General features: G+C 72.1%; 18 protein-coding genes. 9 read left to right on the forward strand and 9 right to left on the reverse strand.

Annotation, left to right across the window (positions count from 1 at the left end):
- Positions 1-573 (forward strand): DinB family protein, encoded by a 573-nt coding sequence (locus tag AB0J66_RS00160; protein ID WP_364654299.1) that lies wholly within the window; start codon positions 1-3, stop codon positions 571-573.
- Here AB0J66_RS00160 and AB0J66_RS00165 read toward each other — a convergent pair.
- Positions 566-799 (reverse strand): hypothetical protein, encoded by a 234-nt coding sequence (locus AB0J66_RS00165; protein WP_364654300.1) that lies wholly within the window; start codon positions 797-799, stop codon positions 566-568. The two genes, AB0J66_RS00160 and AB0J66_RS00165, sit on opposite strands and share 8 nt — an antisense overlap.
- Positions 800-1,177: 378 nt before the next feature.
- On the opposite strand from AB0J66_RS00165, the gene AB0J66_RS00170 reads away from it, so the two are divergent.
- Both AB0J66_RS00170 and AB0J66_RS00175 read left to right on the forward strand, forming a co-directional pair.
- Positions 1,178-2,416 carry a hypothetical protein gene (locus AB0J66_RS00170; RefSeq protein WP_364654302.1) on the forward strand — a complete coding sequence of 413 codons (1,239 nt, stop codon included), beginning with the start codon at positions 1,178-1,180 and terminating at the stop codon, positions 2,414-2,416.
- A 30-nt stretch (positions 2,417-2,446) separates the two neighbouring features.
- Positions 2,447-3,064: a dihydrofolate reductase family protein gene (locus AB0J66_RS00175; protein ID WP_364654304.1), complete on the forward strand. Its 618-nt coding sequence runs from the start codon at positions 2,447-2,449 to the stop codon at positions 3,062-3,064.
- Here AB0J66_RS00175 and egtD read toward each other — a convergent pair.
- From egtD to AB0J66_RS00195, 4 genes are read right to left on the reverse strand one after another with little or no spacing between them, the layout of a single operon-like run.
- The gene (egtD, locus tag AB0J66_RS00180; protein ID WP_364654306.1) at positions 3,053-3,997 is read right to left on the reverse strand and encodes an L-histidine N(alpha)-methyltransferase; all 945 of its coding nucleotides are present in this window, start codon (positions 3,995-3,997) and stop codon (positions 3,053-3,055) included. The genes AB0J66_RS00175 and egtD overlap by 12 nt on opposite strands.
- The gene (locus AB0J66_RS00185) at positions 3,994-4,848 is read right to left on the reverse strand and encodes an ergothioneine biosynthesis protein EgtC (protein WP_364654308.1); all 855 of its coding nucleotides are present in this window, start codon (positions 4,846-4,848) and stop codon (positions 3,994-3,996) included. The genes egtD and AB0J66_RS00185 overlap by 4 nt, the downstream gene beginning before the upstream one ends.
- On the reverse strand, positions 4,848-6,158 hold the full coding sequence (gene egtB / locus AB0J66_RS00190; protein ID WP_364654310.1) for an ergothioneine biosynthesis protein EgtB: 1,311 nt from the start codon (positions 6,156-6,158) through the stop codon (positions 4,848-4,850). Before egtB ends, AB0J66_RS00185 begins: the two co-directional genes overlap by 1 nt.
- On the reverse strand, positions 6,155-7,336 hold the full coding sequence (locus AB0J66_RS00195; RefSeq protein WP_364654312.1) for a glutamate-cysteine ligase family protein: 1,182 nt from the start codon (positions 7,334-7,336) through the stop codon (positions 6,155-6,157). The genes egtB and AB0J66_RS00195 overlap by 4 nt, the downstream gene beginning before the upstream one ends.
- A 221-nt stretch (positions 7,337-7,557) precedes the next feature.
- On the opposite strand from AB0J66_RS00195, the gene AB0J66_RS00200 reads away from it, so the two are divergent.
- The 6 genes from AB0J66_RS00200 (at position 7,558) to AB0J66_RS00225 (ending at position 13,873) form a co-directional block, all read left to right on the forward strand.
- Positions 7,558-8,820 carry a histidinol-phosphate transaminase gene (locus tag AB0J66_RS00200; RefSeq protein WP_364654314.1) on the forward strand — a complete coding sequence of 421 codons (1,263 nt, stop codon included), beginning with the start codon at positions 7,558-7,560 and terminating at the stop codon, positions 8,818-8,820.
- Positions 8,821-8,932: 112 nt separating this feature from the next.
- Positions 8,933-10,486, forward strand: a complete 1,554-nt coding sequence (locus AB0J66_RS00205) for an alkaline phosphatase D family protein (protein ID WP_364654316.1) — start codon at positions 8,933-8,935, stop codon at positions 10,484-10,486.
- 10 nt (positions 10,487-10,496) lie between these two features.
- The gene (locus AB0J66_RS00210; RefSeq protein WP_364654317.1) at positions 10,497-11,426 is read left to right on the forward strand and encodes a diacylglycerol kinase family protein; all 930 of its coding nucleotides are present in this window, start codon (positions 10,497-10,499) and stop codon (positions 11,424-11,426) included.
- Between the two features lie 55 nt (positions 11,427-11,481).
- The gene (locus AB0J66_RS00215; protein WP_364656011.1) at positions 11,482-11,997 is read left to right on the forward strand and encodes a SigE family RNA polymerase sigma factor; all 516 of its coding nucleotides are present in this window, start codon (positions 11,482-11,484) and stop codon (positions 11,995-11,997) included.
- Positions 11,994-12,818, forward strand: a complete 825-nt coding sequence (locus tag AB0J66_RS00220; RefSeq protein ID WP_364654319.1) for a hypothetical protein — start codon at positions 11,994-11,996, stop codon at positions 12,816-12,818. The genes AB0J66_RS00215 and AB0J66_RS00220 overlap by 4 nt, the downstream gene beginning before the upstream one ends.
- Complete coding sequence (locus tag AB0J66_RS00225) at positions 12,815-13,873, forward strand: amidoligase family protein (RefSeq protein ID WP_364654320.1); 1,059 nt, start codon at positions 12,815-12,817, stop codon at positions 13,871-13,873. Before AB0J66_RS00220 ends, AB0J66_RS00225 begins: the two co-directional genes overlap by 4 nt.
- A 3-nt stretch (positions 13,874-13,876) precedes the next feature.
- Here the strand turns inward: AB0J66_RS00225 and AB0J66_RS00230 are convergent, their stop codons facing one another.
- The 4 genes from AB0J66_RS00230 to AB0J66_RS00245 all read right to left on the reverse strand — a co-directional run bounded on the left by AB0J66_RS00230 (position 13,877) and on the right by AB0J66_RS00245 (position 18,483).
- Positions 13,877-16,126, reverse strand: coding sequence for a bifunctional diguanylate cyclase/phosphodiesterase (locus AB0J66_RS00230; protein WP_364654322.1), 2,250 nt, complete (start codon positions 16,124-16,126; stop codon positions 13,877-13,879).
- Positions 16,127-16,236: 110 nt separating this feature from the next.
- The gene (locus AB0J66_RS00235; RefSeq protein ID WP_364654323.1) at positions 16,237-17,091 is read right to left on the reverse strand and encodes an LLM class flavin-dependent oxidoreductase; all 855 of its coding nucleotides are present in this window, start codon (positions 17,089-17,091) and stop codon (positions 16,237-16,239) included.
- A 79-nt stretch (positions 17,092-17,170) separates the two neighbouring features.
- Positions 17,171-17,971: a hypothetical protein gene (locus AB0J66_RS00240; protein WP_364654325.1), complete on the reverse strand. Its 801-nt coding sequence runs from the start codon at positions 17,969-17,971 to the stop codon at positions 17,171-17,173.
- Complete coding sequence (locus AB0J66_RS00245) at positions 17,968-18,483, reverse strand: SigE family RNA polymerase sigma factor (protein ID WP_364654327.1); 516 nt, start codon at positions 18,481-18,483, stop codon at positions 17,968-17,970. The genes AB0J66_RS00240 and AB0J66_RS00245 overlap by 4 nt, the downstream gene beginning before the upstream one ends.
- Between the last annotated feature and the right edge of the window lie 40 nt (positions 18,484-18,523).

The following is an 18,523-nucleotide window of genomic DNA, read 5'->3' on the forward strand; positions in this document are numbered from 1 at the left end:
ATGGATCCGCTGATCGCCACCCTCCACGAGTACCTGCAGACGGCCCGCGACGCGCTGCTGTGGAAACTCGACGGCCTGTCCGAGTACGACGCCCGCCGCCCGCTCGTGCCCACCGGCACCAACCTGCTCGGCCTGGTCAAGCACATGGCCGGCGTCGAGGCCGGCTACTTCGGCGAGACCTTCGGCCGCCCGTTCCCCGAGCCGCTGCCGTGGATGGACGACGACGCCGAGTGGAACGCCGACATGTGGGCCACACCCTCGGAGGCGCGCGAGGACATCATCGCCCTCTACCGCCGCGTCTGGGCCCACGGCGACGAGACCATCAAAACCCTGCCGGTCGACGCCCCCGGCCGCGTCCCGTGGTGGGGTGACGACCCCGTCACCCTGCACCAGATCCTGGTCCACGTCACCGCGGAGACCAACCGCCACGCCGGCCACGCCGACATCGTCCGCGAACTCATCGACGGCGAGGCCGGCGTCCGCCAGGGCCGCTCCAACCTCCCACCCGCCGACCGCGACTGGTGGCCGGGCTACCGGGACAGGCTGGAGAAGGCCGCCCAGACCTTCAAATAGCCGGCCGGTCCTCGGCGCCGGGCCAGACGAGCAGCACACCGGCGTGACCGGTGATGTCGATCCAGCGCTCCGCGTCGGCCGGTGGCCGCTCGACATACAGCACGGGCTGGCCGACGACCCCGCGGCCCCGCAGGACGCTTGCGTAGTCGAGGATCTGGCCGAGGGCCATGCGGAGCTGCCGGGTCTCGTTCAGCTCGGTCGCGCTCTTGACCTCGACGACGGTCATGCTCCCGGGGTCGGTGGCCCAAGCCAGGTCGTAGTTGGGTCAGCCGGTCCCGGCGAGCGTGGGTCGAGCCCTCTTCGAGTGACGAACCGGGCCAGCTGGTTCTGCAGCCGCCGATGCGCCCGCAGGCCGCGACCGAAACTGTCGGGATCCGCGGCCACGCCAGGCGCCGGCGGCGCCACGGTGATGTCCTCGTCCTGGTGGCGGTTCGGTGGCGTGGTTCAAGATCAATCGTCTGGCGGGTCGTGGGGTATGGCGGAGGTGCGCTGAATGACGCCGATTGGCGGATGGTGAACTCCTCGCGGGGAACTCACATGGGCGGGATGAGACTGGCCCGACATCGCGGGTCCATGGTGGAGCGCGATCGAGGGGGTGGTCGAGGTGCGTACGCGTGTGGTGGTGGCCGCGGCCCTGGCCGGGGTGCTGGTCGCGCCGGTGGGGGCGCAGGCGGCGGGTAAGAGGCCGAGTCTTGATACGTCGTTCAACGTGACCGGGGTCGTGATCGAGGATTTCGGGCCGGGGGACACGGTCGTCGACATGGCGGTGCAGGCGGACGGGAAGATCGTCGCGGTGGGGCCTGGTGACGGGAACTTCAACGTGCTCCGGCGGCTGGCCGACGGGTCGGGGGACGAGTCGTTCGGCAGCAGCTGGGGTGGGCGCGTGACGACCGATGTCGAGCCCAGCACGTATGGGGAGACGCCGAGGTCGCTCGCGTTGCTGCCGGATGGGCGGATCGCGGTCGGCGGAGAAGTGTCGCGCGATGGGCACAGTGTCGGGGTGGTGGTGTTCTACGCGGCGGACGGCAGTGTGCAGAGCATCATCTATCCGGATCTCGGTCCGCGGGTGGCCAGCTCGCGGGTGGTGGCGATGTCGGCCCGGCCAGGTGGCAAGCTGCTGCTCGCCCTCCATGCCGCCACCGGGGACGGCAGCGATCCGCCGGTGCTGGCCCGGCTGCTGGCCGACGGGACGCTCGACGCCACGTTCGGGGTCGGCGGGGTGGCCCGCGCCGACATCGGCGGCCGCGACTTCGATCAGCCGAGCGGGATGGCGGTCGCGCCGGACGGGCGCATTCTGGTCGGCGGTACGACCGGCTGGTGGAGCACGCTGCCCGAGCCGACGAGCGACGTCACGCTGGCCCGGTTCACGGCGAACGGGGCGCTCGACACGTCGTTCGGCACGGGTGGGCGGGTCAACCGCGACATCACCGGGCCGGACGCCATCGACGGTGGGGGAGTGCCGTCCGTGACGGCCGACGGCCGGATCCTGGTCACCGTCTGGACGCAGCAGGGCGACACCAGGCGTACGGGTCTGCTGCGCTACCTGCCGAACGGCCGGCCCGACCGCAGCTTCGACCGTGACGGCCTGACGATGACGTCGTTCGAGTCGCTCAACTCGCCGGTCACCGGTCCCGGCGGCCGCATCACGGTCACCGGGCGGTCGGGTGGGGATCTGCTGCTGGCCGAGTTCGGCGCCGACGGCCGGCTGCTCTGGACGAAGCCCACCGACGTCAACGGCGGCCTCGAGGACGGGCACGTCCTGCTGGCCCGGCCCGGCGGCAAGCTCCTGGTCGGCGGCCAGGCCGAGGGCGAGTCGTTCGCGATCTTCCGCTTCAACCGATGAGTTCCCGCCGCCGGGCGGGTCTTGAAGGGCATGCGGACGATCAAAGCAACGCTCTTCATCTCGCTCGACGGCGTCGTCGAGGCGCCCGACCAGTGGCACTTCCCGTACTTCGACGAGGCGATGGGGGCGGCGGTCGACGCCGTCGCCGGGCCCGGGAAGACGGACACGCTGCTGGTCGGGCGCGTGACGTACGACAGCTTCGCCGGCGCCTGGCCGGAGCGTGAACAGGCGGGCGGGGACGACGCGGCCTTCGCCAGGCACTTCGGCGACCTGCGCAAGATCGTCGTCTCCCGGCAGAAGCTCGAGCTGATCTGGCGCAACTCCGAGCAACTCGACGGCGACCTGGTCGAGGGCGTGACCCGGCTCAAGGAGGAGCCCGGCGGCCCCATCGCGATCAGCGGCTCGCCCAGCGTCGTCGTCCAGCTGCTCGAGGCCGGGCTGCTCGACGAGCTGCACCTGCTCGTCCACCCGATCGCGGTGCGTCACGGCGGGCGGTTGTTCCAGGAGGGCGAGCCGCGGCTGCCACTCACCCTCCTGCGGTCCGAGGTGTTCCCGACCGGCGTCCTCAACCTGGTGTACGCCCCGGCCGGCGCCCCCGCCGAGGCCGGCTACGACGACGCGAAGGCTTACCTGCCGTCAGACGGCTGACGCCAGGGACAGGCCGAACCGGCCCTCGGGGTCGGTCCACCACTGGTCGAGGCTGAAGCCGGCCTCGGCCAGCTCCTTCTCGACGCCCTCGCGGCGGAACTTGGCCGAGATCTCGGTGCGGATCTCCTCGCCGGTGCGCAGATCGACGGTGAGATCCACGGCCGGGATGGTGACCCGCATCGGCCAGCGGGCCCGCAGCCGCATCTCGATCCACTCGTCGTCGGCGTCCCACAGGGCCTGGTGGGAGAAGCCGTCGACGTCGAAGTCGGCCCCGAGCGACGCGTTGATCACCCGCAGGACGTTGCGGTTGAAGTCGGCGGTCACGCCCTGCGCGTCGTCGTAGGCGGGAACGAGCACGCGTGGGCTCTTCACCAGGTCGGTGCCGAGCAGCAGGTGCTCGCCGGGGCGGAGCACCTCGCGGATCGAGGCGAGGAACTCGGCCCGCTCGGCCGGCTCCAGGTTGCCGATCGTGCCGCCGAGGAACGCGACCAGGCGGTCCGGGCCGTCCGGCAGATGGCCGAGATGGCGGCCGAAGTCGCCGACGATGTTGTGCACGCGCAGGCCGGGGTAGTCCCGGCCGATCTGGGCGGCGGCGGCCTCGAGGGCCGAGGCGGAGATGTCCACCGGCACCAGGGTCTCCAGGTCGAGCGCGTCGATCAGGAGCCGCGTCTTGGTGGAGTAGCCCGAGCCCAGCTCGATCAAGGTCCGGGTGGCGGGCAGGTCGGCGGCGTGCGCGGCGAGGATGCTCCGCTCGGCCCGGTACGGGTAGTACTCCGGCAGTTCGGTGATCTGCTCGAAGAGTTCGCTGCCGCGCGCGTCGTAGAACCACTTCGGCGGCAGCCATTTCGCGTCGGCGGTCAGGCCGGCCACGACGTCGGCGCGCAGGGAACGCTCGATGTAGGCGTCGTCCAGGTACACGTCGGTGACGGTCACTGTTCTCCCAGCGGGGTGAGGGTGATCTCGCTCGCGGTGGCGACGAGCAGGTGACGGTCGGGCACGGGCTGCCATTCCGGGTCGTCGTCGAGCGGCTCCGAGCTGACGAGCACGGAGCCGCCGTCGTGACGTACCGCCAGGGAATGACCGACCGTGGTGGCCACGATCGTCGTGCCGTCGGTGAGCAGCAGGTTGAGCCGCGACCCGGGCGCCGCCGCCTCGACCTCGGCCACGGTGGCCATCACCGCCTCCGCCGGCCCGGTGGCCGTGCCCGGGCCGGTGGCCGTGCCCGGGCCGGTGGCCGTGCCCGGCCCGGTGGCCGTGCCCGGGCCGGTGGCGTGCCGCAGCCGGTCGCGGACGAGCGCCCACAGCAGGGCCGAGTCGGTCGGCGCTTCCAGGGTGAGCAGGTCGGTGGCGGGCAGGGTGGAGGCCAGCTTGGCCATCGAGCCGGGCCAGCCGGCGATCTTGCCATTGTGGCTGAACAGCCACGGGCCGTCACCGAACGGCGCGGCCGCGGTCTCCACGACAGGCATGCCCTCGGTCGCGCTTCGCACGGCGCCCAGCATGCCGGTCACCTCGATCGAGGCCGCCAGCGAGGGAAGAGTCAGGTCACTCCACAGTGGGGTGGCGCGGCGATACCTGATGGCGCCGGATCTGGTGGGGCCGGGTCGGGTGGGGCCGGGTCGGGTGGGGCCGGGGAACCAGCCGACGCCGAAGCCGTCGGCGTTGATGGTGCCGCCGCCGCGCATGTCGCGCGGCGCCCACGACTGACGCGACAGCGAGTGCGGCGCCTCGAAGAGGAGCCGGGCCGGCGAGATCGCCGGCCCGGCATAGGCCAGATGACGGCACATCAGGCGTCCCGCGCGGCGTCTCGGGCGAGGCGGAAGCCGCTGAAGATCTGGCGGCGGATGGGGTAGTCCCAGTTGCGGAAGGTGCCGCGGACGGCCGAGCGGTCCGTGCCGAACGAGCCGCCGCGCAGCACCTTGTAGTCGGGGCCGAAGAAGACCTCCGAATACTCCCTGTACGGGAAGGGCGTGAACCCCGGGTAGCCGTGGAAGTCGGTCGACGTCCACTCCCAGACGTCGCCGATCAGCTGGTGGACGCCGAGCGGGGACGCCCCGGCCGGGAACGCGCCCGCCGGTGCGGGCCGCAGGTGCTGCTGGCCGAGGTTGGCGTGCTCGGCCGTGGGGGACTCGTCGCCCCAGGGGTAGCGCCGCGAGCGGCCGGTGGCCGGGTCGTAGCGGGCCGCCTTCTCCCACTCGGCCTCGGTCGGCAGCCGCTTGCCGGCCCAGGCCGCGAACGCCTCGGCCTCGTAGTAGCTGACGTGCACCACCGGCTCGTCGCCGACGATCGGGGCCGTGCGGCCGAACGACGTGGCCAGCCAGCCGTCGCCGTCGCGCTGCCAGTGCTGGGGCGCGGTCAGCCCGGCCGCCTGGCGATGGGCCCACCCGGCCTCGCTCCACCAGCGCGGGTCGTCGTAGCCGCCGGCCGCGATGAAGGCCGCGTACTGCCCGTTGGTGACGGCGGCGCGGTCGATGTGGAAGGCCGGGACGTCGACGCGGTGCGCCGGCCGCTCGTTGTCCAGCGCCCACGCCTCGGTGTCCGTGCCCATGTCGAACGCGCCCCCGGGTACCAGCACCTCGCCGGTGATCTTGACAGCCGGAAGCGCCGGCGGGGGAGCGGTCAGGACGGGCGCGCCCACCCGTAGTTGATGGGTGGCGAGCATGGTCTCGTCGTGCTGCTGCTCGTGCTGCACGATCATGCCGAAGGCGAACCCGTCGACGGTCAGCCGGCGGCCCTCGAGGCGGGCCGCCTCGAGCACGTCCAGCGCCTTGTCGCGCACCTGCCCCACGTACCGCCGGGCCTCGGCCGGGGTGAGCAGCGGGAGGGCGACGCGGTCGCGGCGGGCGTGCTTGAACGCGTCGTACAGCTCGTCGATGTCGGGGCGGACGGCCTCGCGCCCGCCGACGTCGCGGACCAGCCAGAGCTCCTCCTGGCTGCCGACGTGGGCCAGGTCCCACACCAGGGGCGACATCAGCGGGGAGTGCTGGCGGATCAGATCGCCGTCGTCGACGGCCTCGGTGAGCAGGGTCGTACGGTCGCGGGCGCGGATCAGCTCGGCGGCCACGCGGTCGCGCAGCCGTTCGGTCTCGATGGTCACGTCAACGCCTCCAGGCGCCGGAAAGCGGTCTCCGGGAGTAGGGACAGGCCGTCGCCGCCGAGGCGGTGGAAGGCCCGGTCGAGCAGGGCCGCGGCCGTGCGCCGCAGCGAGGGATCGGCGACGCCCAGGCGGGCCGCCTCGGCCCACTTGCCGGCCGTGGGGGCGGCCAGGTCGAGGGTGGCGCCGGGGTCCTCCATCAGGGCGGAGATGACGGCGACCGGGACGATCCAGTCGTCGCCGGGCTGGGTGTCGAGGTAGCGCACCTCCAGGTAGCCCCGTGGCCGCACCGGCGGGAACAGCAGGCTGAGGTGGTACTCCACGTCGTCGAGCGTGGGCTGCCACGGCAGCGCGCCGAGGACCCAGTCGGCCAAAGTGAGGCCGGGCGGGGCGTCCCAGCAGCCGCCGTCACGGCGCACGCAGGTCAGCGGGGCCTCGAGCGCGTAACGCGCCCAGTCGCCGGCCGGGTCGCGTCCGTCGGCGGGCACCGGATGGGTGAGCCGCGGGTCCATCGCCCACCAGGCCGCCATGCGGGCCGAGGCCAGCCCGGTGTCGCGGCCGGCGTGCCGGCGCGAGTTGGCGAACGCGGCCACCATCGGCGGCCCGATCGCGGAGACGGCCGCGAAACGAAGCGAGTCGAGCCCGGGGTCGAGGCAGACCTGCAGGCCGGCCGTGCTGCACATCATCACCCGCCCGTCGGGGCCGCGGGTGTCGAAGGCCGTCTCCATCGCGTCGTAACGCGGGGTGCGCACCAGCCGCCGGGGCTCGCGGTAGGGATCGGCGCCGTGGGCGCCGAGCTCGAGACCCGACTCGGCCAGCAGCTGGGTGAGATAGGCCAGGTCGGTGCCGACGGCTTCGTGCAGCTCGGGCAGGGAGAGCGCGGGGGCGGAGGAGATCTCGACCTGGCCGCCGGGCTCGACGGTCACCGCGCCACCCGCGGGCAGGGGATCGGGGGGAACGGGCGACCCGAGGGTCGCCGGGGTGTGCCGGCCCAGAGCGGCGCGTAGATCTTGGGGCCGGAGCGGCGCCGAGGGCGCCACCGAGGAGTGCAGGGTCCATTCGAGCTCGGCGCCGATGGAGGTGGGCGGGCCGGTCTTGAAGCAGATGGCGCGGATGTGCGCCTCCACCTCGTCCTGGGTGCGCAGCACGGTTGCGGTGACCGTGCGCGTGCTGTCGGTCATGAGCCGACGCTACGACGAGGGTCCGACATTTTCCCGCGACGGAGCCCACATGATCTTCGGTGAACCCGGCGCGAGCTGGACAATCAGCGGACAGTGATCCGGGTCACAGAGGTGATTTAAGGCGCTTTTAAGACGGTGAGCTGCGAAAACAGAAAAGCCTGAACCCTTCGATGACGGTCTCCGTATTGCCCGGCGGCCACCAAGCACACCAAGGAGTCGTCATGGCGGGGACCGGAATCGACACCTCGATCCTGCACAAGGGGGCGCACAGCGCCTCTTATTTCGACCTCGCGCGCACCGCCGGCGAGGGCGTGGAGATCGTGGACTTCTGCATTCCCTGCAACCCGTACTTTCCGACCCCCGACATGTTCGACGAGCTCAGCCGCGACCTCAAGAACATCCTGAAGTACTACCCGAGTGATTCCACCAGCATCACCAAGAAGCTGTGCAGCGTGCTCGGGCTGCACCCCCAGACGGTGGCGATGGCCAACGGCTCGACCGAGCTGATCACCTGGATCGACCACCTGCTCATCAAGGAGAGCGTGGCCATCCCGATCCCCACCTTCGGCCGCTGGACCGACCAGCCGCTGGAGACCGGCAAACGGGTCGACATGTTCCCGCTGCAGGAGCGCGACGGCTTCCGGCTCAACCTCGACGACTACGTGCGCTTCATCCGCGACCGCGGCTCCCGGGTCGCCGTGGTCTGCAACGTCAACAACCCGGACGGCTGCTACCTGCCGCGCCGCGACGTCATCCGCTTCATGGACATGCTCGGCGACCTCGACCTGGTGGTCATCGACGAGTCGTTCATCGACTTCTCGGACATGGAGCAGTACCCGTCGGTCGGCCCGGACGCGGTGATCCGGCCCAACACGGTCGTGCTCAAGAGCCTGGGTAAGAACTTCGGCCTGCACGGCATCCGGTTCGGCTACCTGATGGCCAACCCGTCGATCGCCGGCAAGATCGGCAAGGCGCTGCCCAAGTGGAACCTCAACTCGCTGGCCGAGAAGGTCGTCTTCATGATCCAGGACCACGAGGAGGAGTACGAGGACAGCCTGCGCCTGCTCAGCCGCGACCGGCGGGCCATGGCGGGCGAGCTGGCCCGGATCCCGGGCCTCACGGTCTTCCCCTCGCAGGGCAACTTCATCCTGGTCAAGCTGCCGACCGAGTGGTCCGGGGTGGCGCTGCGCGACTACCTGGTGGCCAACCACGGCGTCTACACCCGTGAGTGCGGCAACAAGCTCGGCATGACCAGCCAGTTCATGCGCCTGGTGGTGCGACCGGCCCGCGACGTCGACCGCCTCATCGACGGGATGATGGACTACGGCCGCCAGTTCCGGGTCCGCGACACCTACCAGGAGGAGCCGCTCGACGGCCGCCGCTCGTGGTCGAGCGCCCCCATGGAGGACGCCCCGAACAACCTCATCCAGTACCCGTCGCACCGCTCCACCGAGTACACCGGCCGTCGCGCCGCCAACGCGTAGCCGCGGCGCTTTGGTCATATATACGTCACGTGCCTTTCGCCGGGTGGTGGCTCGGGTGACAGGGTGACGGTCGAGATTGGACGCGCCTGACTCGATGCCGAGGAGCCGTTTGATGCTGACCCGCCGCCATGTCCTCTCCGGTGCCGCCGCCGCGGCCGGGCTCGCGGCGCTGCCGCCGGCCTCGGCTCACGCGAGCCAGGCGGCCGACCTGTTCCCGCTCGGCGTGGCCAGCGGGGACCCCTTACCGAACGCGGTCGTCCTCTGGACCCGCCTGATCCGGGCCGGCCTGCACCAGAGGGTCGAGGTCGAGTGGCAGGTCGCGCACGACGAGCGGTTCCGGCGCGTGGTCCGCCACGGGCGTACCGTCGCCCGGCCCGAGCTGGCCCACTCGGTGCACGTCGACGCGCGGGGGCTCGACGCCGGCCGGGAGTACTTCTACCGCTTCCGGGCGCTGGGCCGGATCAGCCCGGCCGGCCGGACGAGGACGGCGGTCCAGCACAACTCGCTGCGCTTCGGCATCGTCAACTGCCAGGACTTTCAGAACGGCTACTGGCCCGCGTACCACGGCCTGGCCGCCGAGGACCTGGACGTCGTGGTCCATCTGGGTGACTACATCTACGAGTACGACCCGAGCAGCCGCTTCGCGGACCGGCGGCACACCGCACCCCGTACGCCCGGTCTGGACCAGCTCGTCACCCTCGACGACTACCGCGCCCGGCACGCGCAGTACAAGAGCGACCCGGCCCTGCAGGCCGCGCACGCGGCCTTCCCGTGGATCGTCACCTGGGACGATCATGAGACGGAGAACAACTACGCCGGGCTGATCGACGAGATCGACGACACCGGGGCCAAGCACCAGAACGTGGCCCGGTTCGCCCGCCAGCGGGCCGCCGCCTACCAGGCGTACTACGAGCACATGCCGATCCGGGCCGACCTGCGCCCGGGCAGCACCGACCTGCGCATCTTCCGCCGGTTCGACTTCGGCCGGCTGTTGCGCCTGAACGTGCTCGACACCCGGCAGTACCGCACCGACCAGCCGGGCGGCTTCCCCGGCGACTTCGGCCTGGCCGAGGCGGGCACGGCCAACACCAGCGGCACGCTCACCGGCGAGGTGCAGGAGCGCTGGCTGCGCGGCGGGCTCGACCACTCGCCGGCCCGGTGGAACGTGGTGGCCCAGCAGGTGATGATGAGCCGGATCAAGTTCCCCAACCCGACCGGGGCCCCGGTGCCGCCGATCGTGGCCAACCTCGACCAGTGGGACGGGTACGCCCCGCAGCGCACCCGCTTCCTGAAGCATCTGGCCGACGCGAAGGTGGCCAACCCGGTGATCCTGGCCGGCGACATCCACTCCACCTGGTTCAGCGAGCTGCGGGTCGACCCGGACCAGCTGGAGCAGAAGCCGGTCGCGGTCGAGTTCACCGCCACCTCGGTCAGCTCGGACTTCCCGATCGCCTTCGACGGGCCGCTCAAGGCGGTCAACCCGACCCTCAACCCGCACGTCAGGTACTTCGACGGCTCGCGGCGCGGCTACCTGCGCTGCGTGGTCAACCGCTCGGTCTGGCACACCGACGTCCGCACCGTGGAGACGATCGACGTCCCCGACGCGCCGGTCAGCACCAGCGCCTCGTACGCGGTGGAATCGGGGACTTCCGTGCTGACCCGATAGGGTCTTTTTGATGCGTACGAAAGAGCAGCTGACCGAGGCCATCCGCGCCGAGCGCCGGGCGGTGCTGGTCGTCAACGCCCACTCCCGGCGCGGCCGGCTGCTCTACGAGGGGGCCCGGTCGCGGCTCGCCGAGGCCGGGTTCACCCTGCTCAAGGCCTATCCGGTGGACCGGCCGGCCGAGCTGCCGGAGATCCTGGCCGAGGCCATCGGGCTCGGGCCGGACCTGCTGGTGGCCGGCGGCGGGGACGGGACGATCAGCACGGCGGCCCGGCTGCTGGCCCACCGCGACATGGCGCTGGGGCTGCTGCCGCTCGGGACGACCAACAACTTCGCCCGTACGGCCGGGATCCCGCTCGATCTCGACGAGTCGATCGAGGTGCTGGCCCGGGGGAAGGTCATCGACCTCGACCTGGGGCTGGCCGGGGACCAGGCGTTCACCAACCACGTCGGCGTCGGCTTGTCGGCCGAGGTGATGCTCAAGGCGCCGCCCGGGCTCAAGCGGGTGCTGGGCAAGATCGCGTACCCGCTGACCGCGCTGGGTCTGCTTCTCCGGCACCGGCCGTTGCGCATCACGGTCCGTACGGGTCAGCGCAGTCATGTCTTCGTCAGTCACCAGGTGTACGTGGCGAACGGCGGGCACCACGCGGGGCGCCCGATCACCGGGGACGCCAACGCGGACGACCGGCTGCTCATCGCGTACCCCGTCGGCGGGCCCACCCGGCTCGAGCTGCTGCGCGAGACGGCGCGGAACGCGGCGACCGGCCCGAGCCGCAGCCTGCGCGAGGAGCCGTTCCTGGCGGTGGACGAGCTGTGGCTCGAGACCGACCGGCCGGCCCGGGTCGAGGTCGACGGCGAGCCCAGCGGCCGAACCCCGCTGCGCATCGGCCTGGCCGCGAACGCCCTGCGGGTGATGGCCCCGCTGGACGCGCCGGACCGCTAGAAAAAATATTGGCGAAGGACTGCACAACTACGGCTCGGGAGACGTCTAGGTGGATGTGACCTTCGAGCAATTCGCGATGGCCCGGCTTCCCAGCCTGATGCGGTATGCGGTCGTCCTCACCGGCGACAACGATCTCGCTCAGGATGTCGTCCAGGAGGTTCTGGCCCGGGCGCAGGTCCGATGGCGCCGGATCAGCGAGGCTGATTCGCCCGAGGCGTACGTGCGGCGCATGGTGCTCAACGAGTACCTGTCGTGGCGGCGCAGCTGGGCGGTCCGGCACGTGCACTCCGTCGGCGAGCGCCTGGTCGAGATCGACGACGCCCGCAGCGCGCGCCACGACCACGCGCAGGACGTCGTCGAGGCCGACGCGCTCTGGAACCGGCTGGCCACGCTCGGGCGCAAACAGCGGGCGGTGCTCGTGCTGCGCTACTACGAGCAGCTGGACGACGACTCCATCGCCGATCTGCTCGACTGCACGCCCGCCACCGTGCGCAGTCATGCCTCGAGGGCATTGAAGACGCTCCGGCTCTCGGAGCACGTGAACCGGATCCCCGCCGAGGAGAAGTTGTGACCGAGCACCACCAGGACCAGCTGCACGAGGTCTTCGACAAGTACTCGCGGCAGACCCCCGATCCGGCCGCCGTCTACGCCCGCGTGGAGGAGCTCGCCGGCAAGTACAAGCGCCGCCGCCGGGCCGGTTACGCCGCGGGTGGCGCTGTGCTCAGCGCCGGGTTGATCGCCGGCGTCCTGAACATGCCCTCGTTCCTGCCTCAGGACCCGGCCAGCAATCTTCCGGCGGCCGCGCCGGCCGCTTCGCCCTCGGCCACGACTACCGGCAAGCCGAGCGAGGCCGACCTCCAGAAGTACTGGGACGCCTACTTCGGCGCCGGCTACGGCTACAACGACGCCCTCAAGCTCGCCAAGATCTGGAAGCTCACCTCGCAGGTCGGCGACGTCAAGGCCGAGGCCGGCCGCCGCCTGCTGCTCGGCGAGACCCTGCCGATCAAGCCCAGCCCCGACCCCGAGGTCAGCGAGCCCTCCCAGTCGGAGATCGACAAGTTCCAGAAGCAGCTCGACGCCTACTTCGGCGCCGGCTACACCTGGGACGAGGCCGAGAAGCTGGCCAAGATCTGGAAGCTGTCCGACCCGTCCGACGCCAAGGTCGAGGGCGGCAAGCGGCTGCTCGCCGGCGAGACCCTGCCGGTCAAGCCCAAGCCGGCCAACGTCGAGGCGGCCAAGCAGCAGAAGCAGATCGAGGCGTTCTTCAACAAGGGCTACGACTTCGCCGACGCCGAGAAGCTGGCCAAGCTGTGGAAGATCTCCACAGGTGACGCCAAGGCCGAGGCCGGCAAGCGGATCCTCGCCGGTCAGACGCTGCCGATCCAGCCGTGACGGCCGAGCTGCGCCGGCGCATCGGCTTCGAGATCGAGCTGATGGCGCCCCGCGGCGTCAGCCGGCGCACGCTCGCCGACGACCTGGCCGCCCGCCACGGCGGCCGGGTCCGCCCGGTCTGGCACTCCGACAGCGAGCCGTCGCTCGTGCCCGGCCTGGGCCGCTTCCTGCACCTGACCCAGGGCTTCGAGGTGACCCGGGCCGACGGCACGCCGCTGGGCACCCTGGTCGACGACATCACCCTGATGGACGGGCTGAACCCGCGCTCGCCGGCCCCGCCCGGCTGGTACCGGATCCTCAGCGACGAGCCGCGCCTGCTGCGCCTGCTCGCGCGCCAGTCCGACCCGGGCGCCCCACTCGAGACGGTGCTCGACGCGGCGGGACGGCTGTGGGGCCGCGCGCCCGAGCCGATCGCCGACGTCTACCGCCTCGACGACGAGAGCGGGGCCACCCTCGCCCTGGCCGCCCCGCAGGGCGCCGAGCGGGAACGCCCGTGCGAGATCGTCACACCCCCGCTGGCCACCGGTCACGCCGAGGCGCTGGAGGAGCTGCTCGGGCCGGCCCGCGAGCTCGGCTTCACCGTGCCCCACGAGGCCGCGGTGCACCTGCACGTGGACGGCGCGCCGTTCCGTCACGCGGCCGCGCTGGCCAACCTGATTCGGCTGTTCGCCTACTGGCGCGAGCCGCTGCGCGAGCTGCTGCAGACCAACCCGGCCTGCCGCCGTCTGGCCCCGCTGCCGGCCCCGCTGGTGGCCGCGGCGTCGGTGGCCGCCCCCGACCTCGACGAGCTGGCCAAGGCGGCGGACGAGGGCGAGCTGACCAAGTACTTCGACGTCAACCTGACCCAGCTCTTCGCCGACCAGCCGATCCGCGACACCGTCGAGATCCGCATCCTGCCCGGCATGATCTCCACCGACGAGATCGTCACCCGGGCCGCCCTGGTCGAACTGCTGCTCGACCGCTGCGAGGACCCGTCGCCGCTGCCCGTCGCCCCGGCCGGCCCCTCGGTCGAGCATTTGCTGCACTTCGCCGCCGAGGCCCTCGCGCTGCGCTAGGGCTCATCCCGCCATGGTGCCGGCCGTCGCGTTCTCGGCAGCCAGGAGCTCGGTGAGCTGGGCGGCCGGGGTGGGGCGGGCGAAGAGCCAGCCCTGGCCGCGGTCGCAGCCGAGTTCGCGCAGGAGGTCGGCGTGGGCGGTGGTCTCGACGCCCTCGGCGACGGTGGTCAGGTCGAGGGTGCGGGCCAGGTCGACGACGGCGCGGACCAGGGCGGTCTGGCGCAGGTCGGTGGGGTCGGCCGGCATGAAGGACTTGTCGATCTTCAGGGTGTCGATGGGGAGGTCGCGCAGGTAGGCCAGGGATGAGTAGCCGGTGCCGAAGTCGTCGATGGCCACCCGGACGCCGTCGGCGCGCAGGGTGTTCAGGTGGGCCAGGGCCTGGGCGCCGGAGCTGATCATCACGCCCTCGGTGATCTCCAGGGTGAGGGCGGCCGGGGGCAGGCCGCTGTCGGCCAGGGCGCGGGCCGCCTTGGTGGTGAACGTCGGGTCGGCCAGCTGGCGCGGGGAGACGTTCACGGTGACCGCGATGCCGTAGCGGGCGTGCCAGGCGGCGGCCTGGGCGCAGGCCCGGCGCAGGACGCGCTCGCCCAGCTCGACGATCAGGCCGCTGTCCTCGGCGACCGGGATGAAACGGTCGGGGCCGATCGGCGGCCGGCCGGGCGGGGTCCAGCGGGCGAGCGCCTCCACGGCCACGATGGCGCCGCTGCACAGGGCGACGATCGGCTGGTAGTGCAGGGTGATCTCGTCGTTGGCCAGTCCTTCGCGGAGGCGCTCCACCATCCGTACGCGGTCGATCTGATCCTGGCGCAAGCGGGCGTCGAAGAGCTCGGCCCGGTCCTTGCCCGCCGCCTTGGCGGCGTACAGCGCCAGATCGGCGTCGCTGAACACCTCGGCTGCATCGGTCTCCGGGTCCAGGCGGCGCACCCCGGCGCTGCCCGTGACGTGCAGGGTGTGACCGCTGACCTCGAACGGGGCGCGCAGCGCGGTCAGCACGTCGGCCGCCCGGGCGTTCACCTCGATGAGGTCGCCGGACGGCACGACCAGGGCGAACTCGTCGCCGCCGGTGCGGGCCAGCAGCTCGCCCGGGCGCAGCAGCGGCCGCAGCCGCCCGGCCACCGCGACCAGCAGCTCGTCACCGAGGGCGTGGCCGAGACGGTCGTTGACGTCCTTGAAGCCGTCGAGGTCGAGCAGGATCAGCGCGCCCGACGAGCCCAGCTCGGCCGTGAGCAGGTGCCGGTTGGGCAGGTCGGTCAGCGCGTCGTGCCACGCCAGGTGCTCCAGCGCCGACGACTGCCGCCGGGCGAGCCGGGTCGTCAGCGTCATCCGCACGACCAGCAGGACCGCGATCAGGGCCGAGAACACCACCGGCACGCCGACGTCCAGGACGTCCAGCTCGCCTTCGCGCTGGTCGCGGATCAGCGCGTACGTGGTCGTGGCCGGACCGGTGACCACCAGCAGCAGGTGCACCGTCATCAGCCGCCAGGAGCCGGCCCGGGCCGGGGTGATCAGCCGGTCGCCGGCCATCGCGGGATGCAGCGCGGCCACCGCCACCAGGGCGAAGGCCAGGCCCCAGCCGATCAGGCTGAGCGGTGCGCGGTCGGACCGCCCGGTCACCAGGGCCAGGAAGTAGTTGACGTCGGCCGCGACGAGCAGCACGGTGGCGCCGAGCACGACCAGGTACGGGCGGGACACGCGCTCCTGCAGCGCGAAGACGCGCAACGCCAGGCCGGCCAGCAGCACGTCGGCGAACGGGTAGACCACCGTCTGCATGTTCCGGGGCACGTCGGTGTCGTGCACGTACGGGTCGTACAGCAGAACCCAGGCCAGCACGGTGCCGGTGCAGACGATCACGCCGGTCTCCGTCACCCCGCCGGACAGCCCGGCCCCACGCTCGCGCAGCGGCATCAGAGCCAGCCCCGCCAGACCGAGAACGAACGTGGCGACGCGGAGCACGGCGACCGTGGCGAACGACGGCGAACCGGCCGCGACACCGCCCGCCCCCAGAGCGGCGTACGTCAGCAGGCCGAGCCCGGAACAGGCGCCGGCGGCAGCCAGCAGATGCCACGCCCGGGGCCGGTCCGGCCGGTGCCGGCGCACCCCGGTCACGATGCCGGCCGCGGCGCCCAGCGTCACCAGGCCGGTGATGACCGTGCGCCCGAACGAGTCCAGCCCCTGGGCCGCCCCGAGCAGGACGACGGCCGCGATCAGCACCCACAGCCAAGCGCGCCGGGCCGTGCCTCCAGGGACCGTCACCCGTTACATTTTCCGGCCGATCGCGGCTCAGGTCCGGATTTTCGCGGTTCTGGAGCACCCGAGGGCTCTAGTCCTCCTTGGGCTGCGCCGTCGTGAGCTGGCCGGCGGGCTCATCTCCTGATGATGCTGTCCGCGACCCACTCGGCGATGCCTGGCGGGTAGGGGGTCGGCAGGCTGAGGACGATGTGGGAGAAACCGGCCTCGATGGCGGCGTCGACCGAGTCGCGGGTGCGGGGCGTGTCGGTGGGGGAAGCGCTCAGGGTGATCGAGCGGGTGATGGTGGCCGGGTCGCGGCCCAGCTCGGTGCAGTAGCGGTCGAGCAGGGCGCTTCGGGCGGTGGCGTCGGTCAGGTCGCCGCCGGGGATGTTCCACAGGTCGGCGTGTTCGGCGGCGAGGCGCAACACCTGGGCCGAGCGGCCCGCTACGAGCACCGGCGGGGTCGGGCGCTGCACGGGTTTGGGGTTGCCGAAGGCGCCGGTGAGGTGGACGTGGTCGCCGGTGAAGTCGAAGGGCTTGTCCTCGGTCCACAGGCGGCGGATGACGGTGAGCGCCTCGGCCAGGCTCGCGACGGCGTCGGCGGTGGGGAGGAAGGGCAGGCCGTGGGCGGCGTACTCCCGGAGGGCCAGGGGGTGACCCGGCCGCGAGCCGACGCCGATCCCGAAGTCGAGGCGGCCGCCGGAGACGATGTCGACCGTGGTGGCGATCTTGGCGAGCACGGCCGGCGGGCGGAAGCGGTTGCTGGTCACCATCAGGCCCAGGCGCAGCCGCTCGGTCCGGGCGGCGAGGGCCGACAGGAGGGTCCAGCCCTCCAGGATCGGGCCGTCGGGGTCGCCGCCGATCGGCATGAGGTGGTCGAACAGCCAGGCGTGCTCGATCAGGTCGAGGGCGTCGGCCTCGCGCCAGACCCGCAGGATGCCCGCGTAGTCGTCCTGCATCTGCGGGGTCATGATTCCGAAGCTGGTCATAGCGGCTCCCGGTAAGCGGATCCTTGTTCCGCTACCGAAGATACGGAACCGAGTTCCGCTTGACAAGCGAAGGCGAGGATCAGTCTCGGGGGAAGTAGTTGCCGTAGATGTGCAGGCGTTTGTTCTCGTCGTCGACGGTGGTGTCGGCGAAGGCCTCGTACGTGTCCTGGGTGGCGTCGCGGTTCTTGATCTCGCCGTTGTAGCGGGCGGTGAAGACGTACGTACCGGCCTTGAGGGTCTCGCCCTTGGCCAGGGTGAAGCGGTAGAGGAGGGCGTTGCCGTCGCGCGTGAGGTCGGCGTTGATCTTCTCTGGGACCGGGGTCCGGATGCCGGCGGCGGTCAGGCCGCTGGCGGGCTCGACGCGCAGGGTCAGCTCGAGGGTGGTGAGATCCGTGGTGGCCTTGAGGGTGACCTGGCTGCGGCCGTCGGCGACGACCGAGCCGTCGGACCAGAGGGTGCCCTTCTCGATCTGGGTGTCGCCGGGGTGGCCACGGACCTCGGACGCCGGCGCGGAGGATGCCGGGGCGGAGGATGCCGGGGCGGAGGATGCCGGGGCGGAGGATGCCGGGGCGGCGGAGGAAGGCGGCGCCGACGAGGCGGGCGGTGGACTGCTGGGCGAAGGGCGGGCCGGCGGGGTGGTGGTGGCTGCCGGTGGGGCAGCGGGCGTCACGGGGGCGGGGCCGTGCTCGCCGGCCAGGGCCCACTGGGCGACGCCGCCCAGGCCGAGGACGGCGGTGACGGCGGCCGCGGCCCCGACCAGGCGGGTGCGGCGGGCGCGAGGCGGGGGAGCGGCGGCGATGCGGTTGAGCATGGCCGTACGGTCCGGGTGGTGATCGGCGGCGGCGCGTTGCAGCTCGGAGCGGAGGAAGTCGTCGTTCACCGGGCCACCTCCCAGCCGCCGAGCTGGTCGGGCAGGCGCAGCTCCTGGAGCAGGTCGGCCAGCTGTTTGGCCCCGCGCGAGGTCTGGCTCTTGACCGTGCCGACCGAGATGCCGAGGATGGCCGCCACCTCCTGCTCGGGCAGGTCGAAGGCGTACCGCAGCACGACGCAGGCCCGGCGCCGGTACGGGAGCCGGCGCAGCGCGCTGCGTACGTCCAGGACCGCCGGGACGTCCGGCCCCGAGCTGACCCGGGCGAAGCCGAGCAGGTCGAGACCTCGCCGGGCCCGCCCCTGCTTGCGGATCCAGTTCTTCGTCAGGTTGGCCACGATGCCCTTGGCGTACGCGGCGGGGTCGTCCGCCGCCGCGACGCGGTCCCAGTGCCGCCACACCTCGGTCAGCGCGTCGGCCGCCAGGTCGTCGGCGGCCGTGGCGTCGCCGCAGAGCAGGTAGGCCAGCCGGGACAGGGCCACGTGGTGGGCCTCGAAGAAGGCGTGGAAGGCCTGCTCACGCACGGCACAACCCTCCCACCCGTCCCGAAGAGATCAGGTGCAG

This window comes from Actinoplanes sp. NPDC049598 (assembly GCF_040675435.1).
Classification (GTDB): Bacteria; Actinomycetota; Actinomycetes; order Mycobacteriales; family Micromonosporaceae; genus Actinoplanes.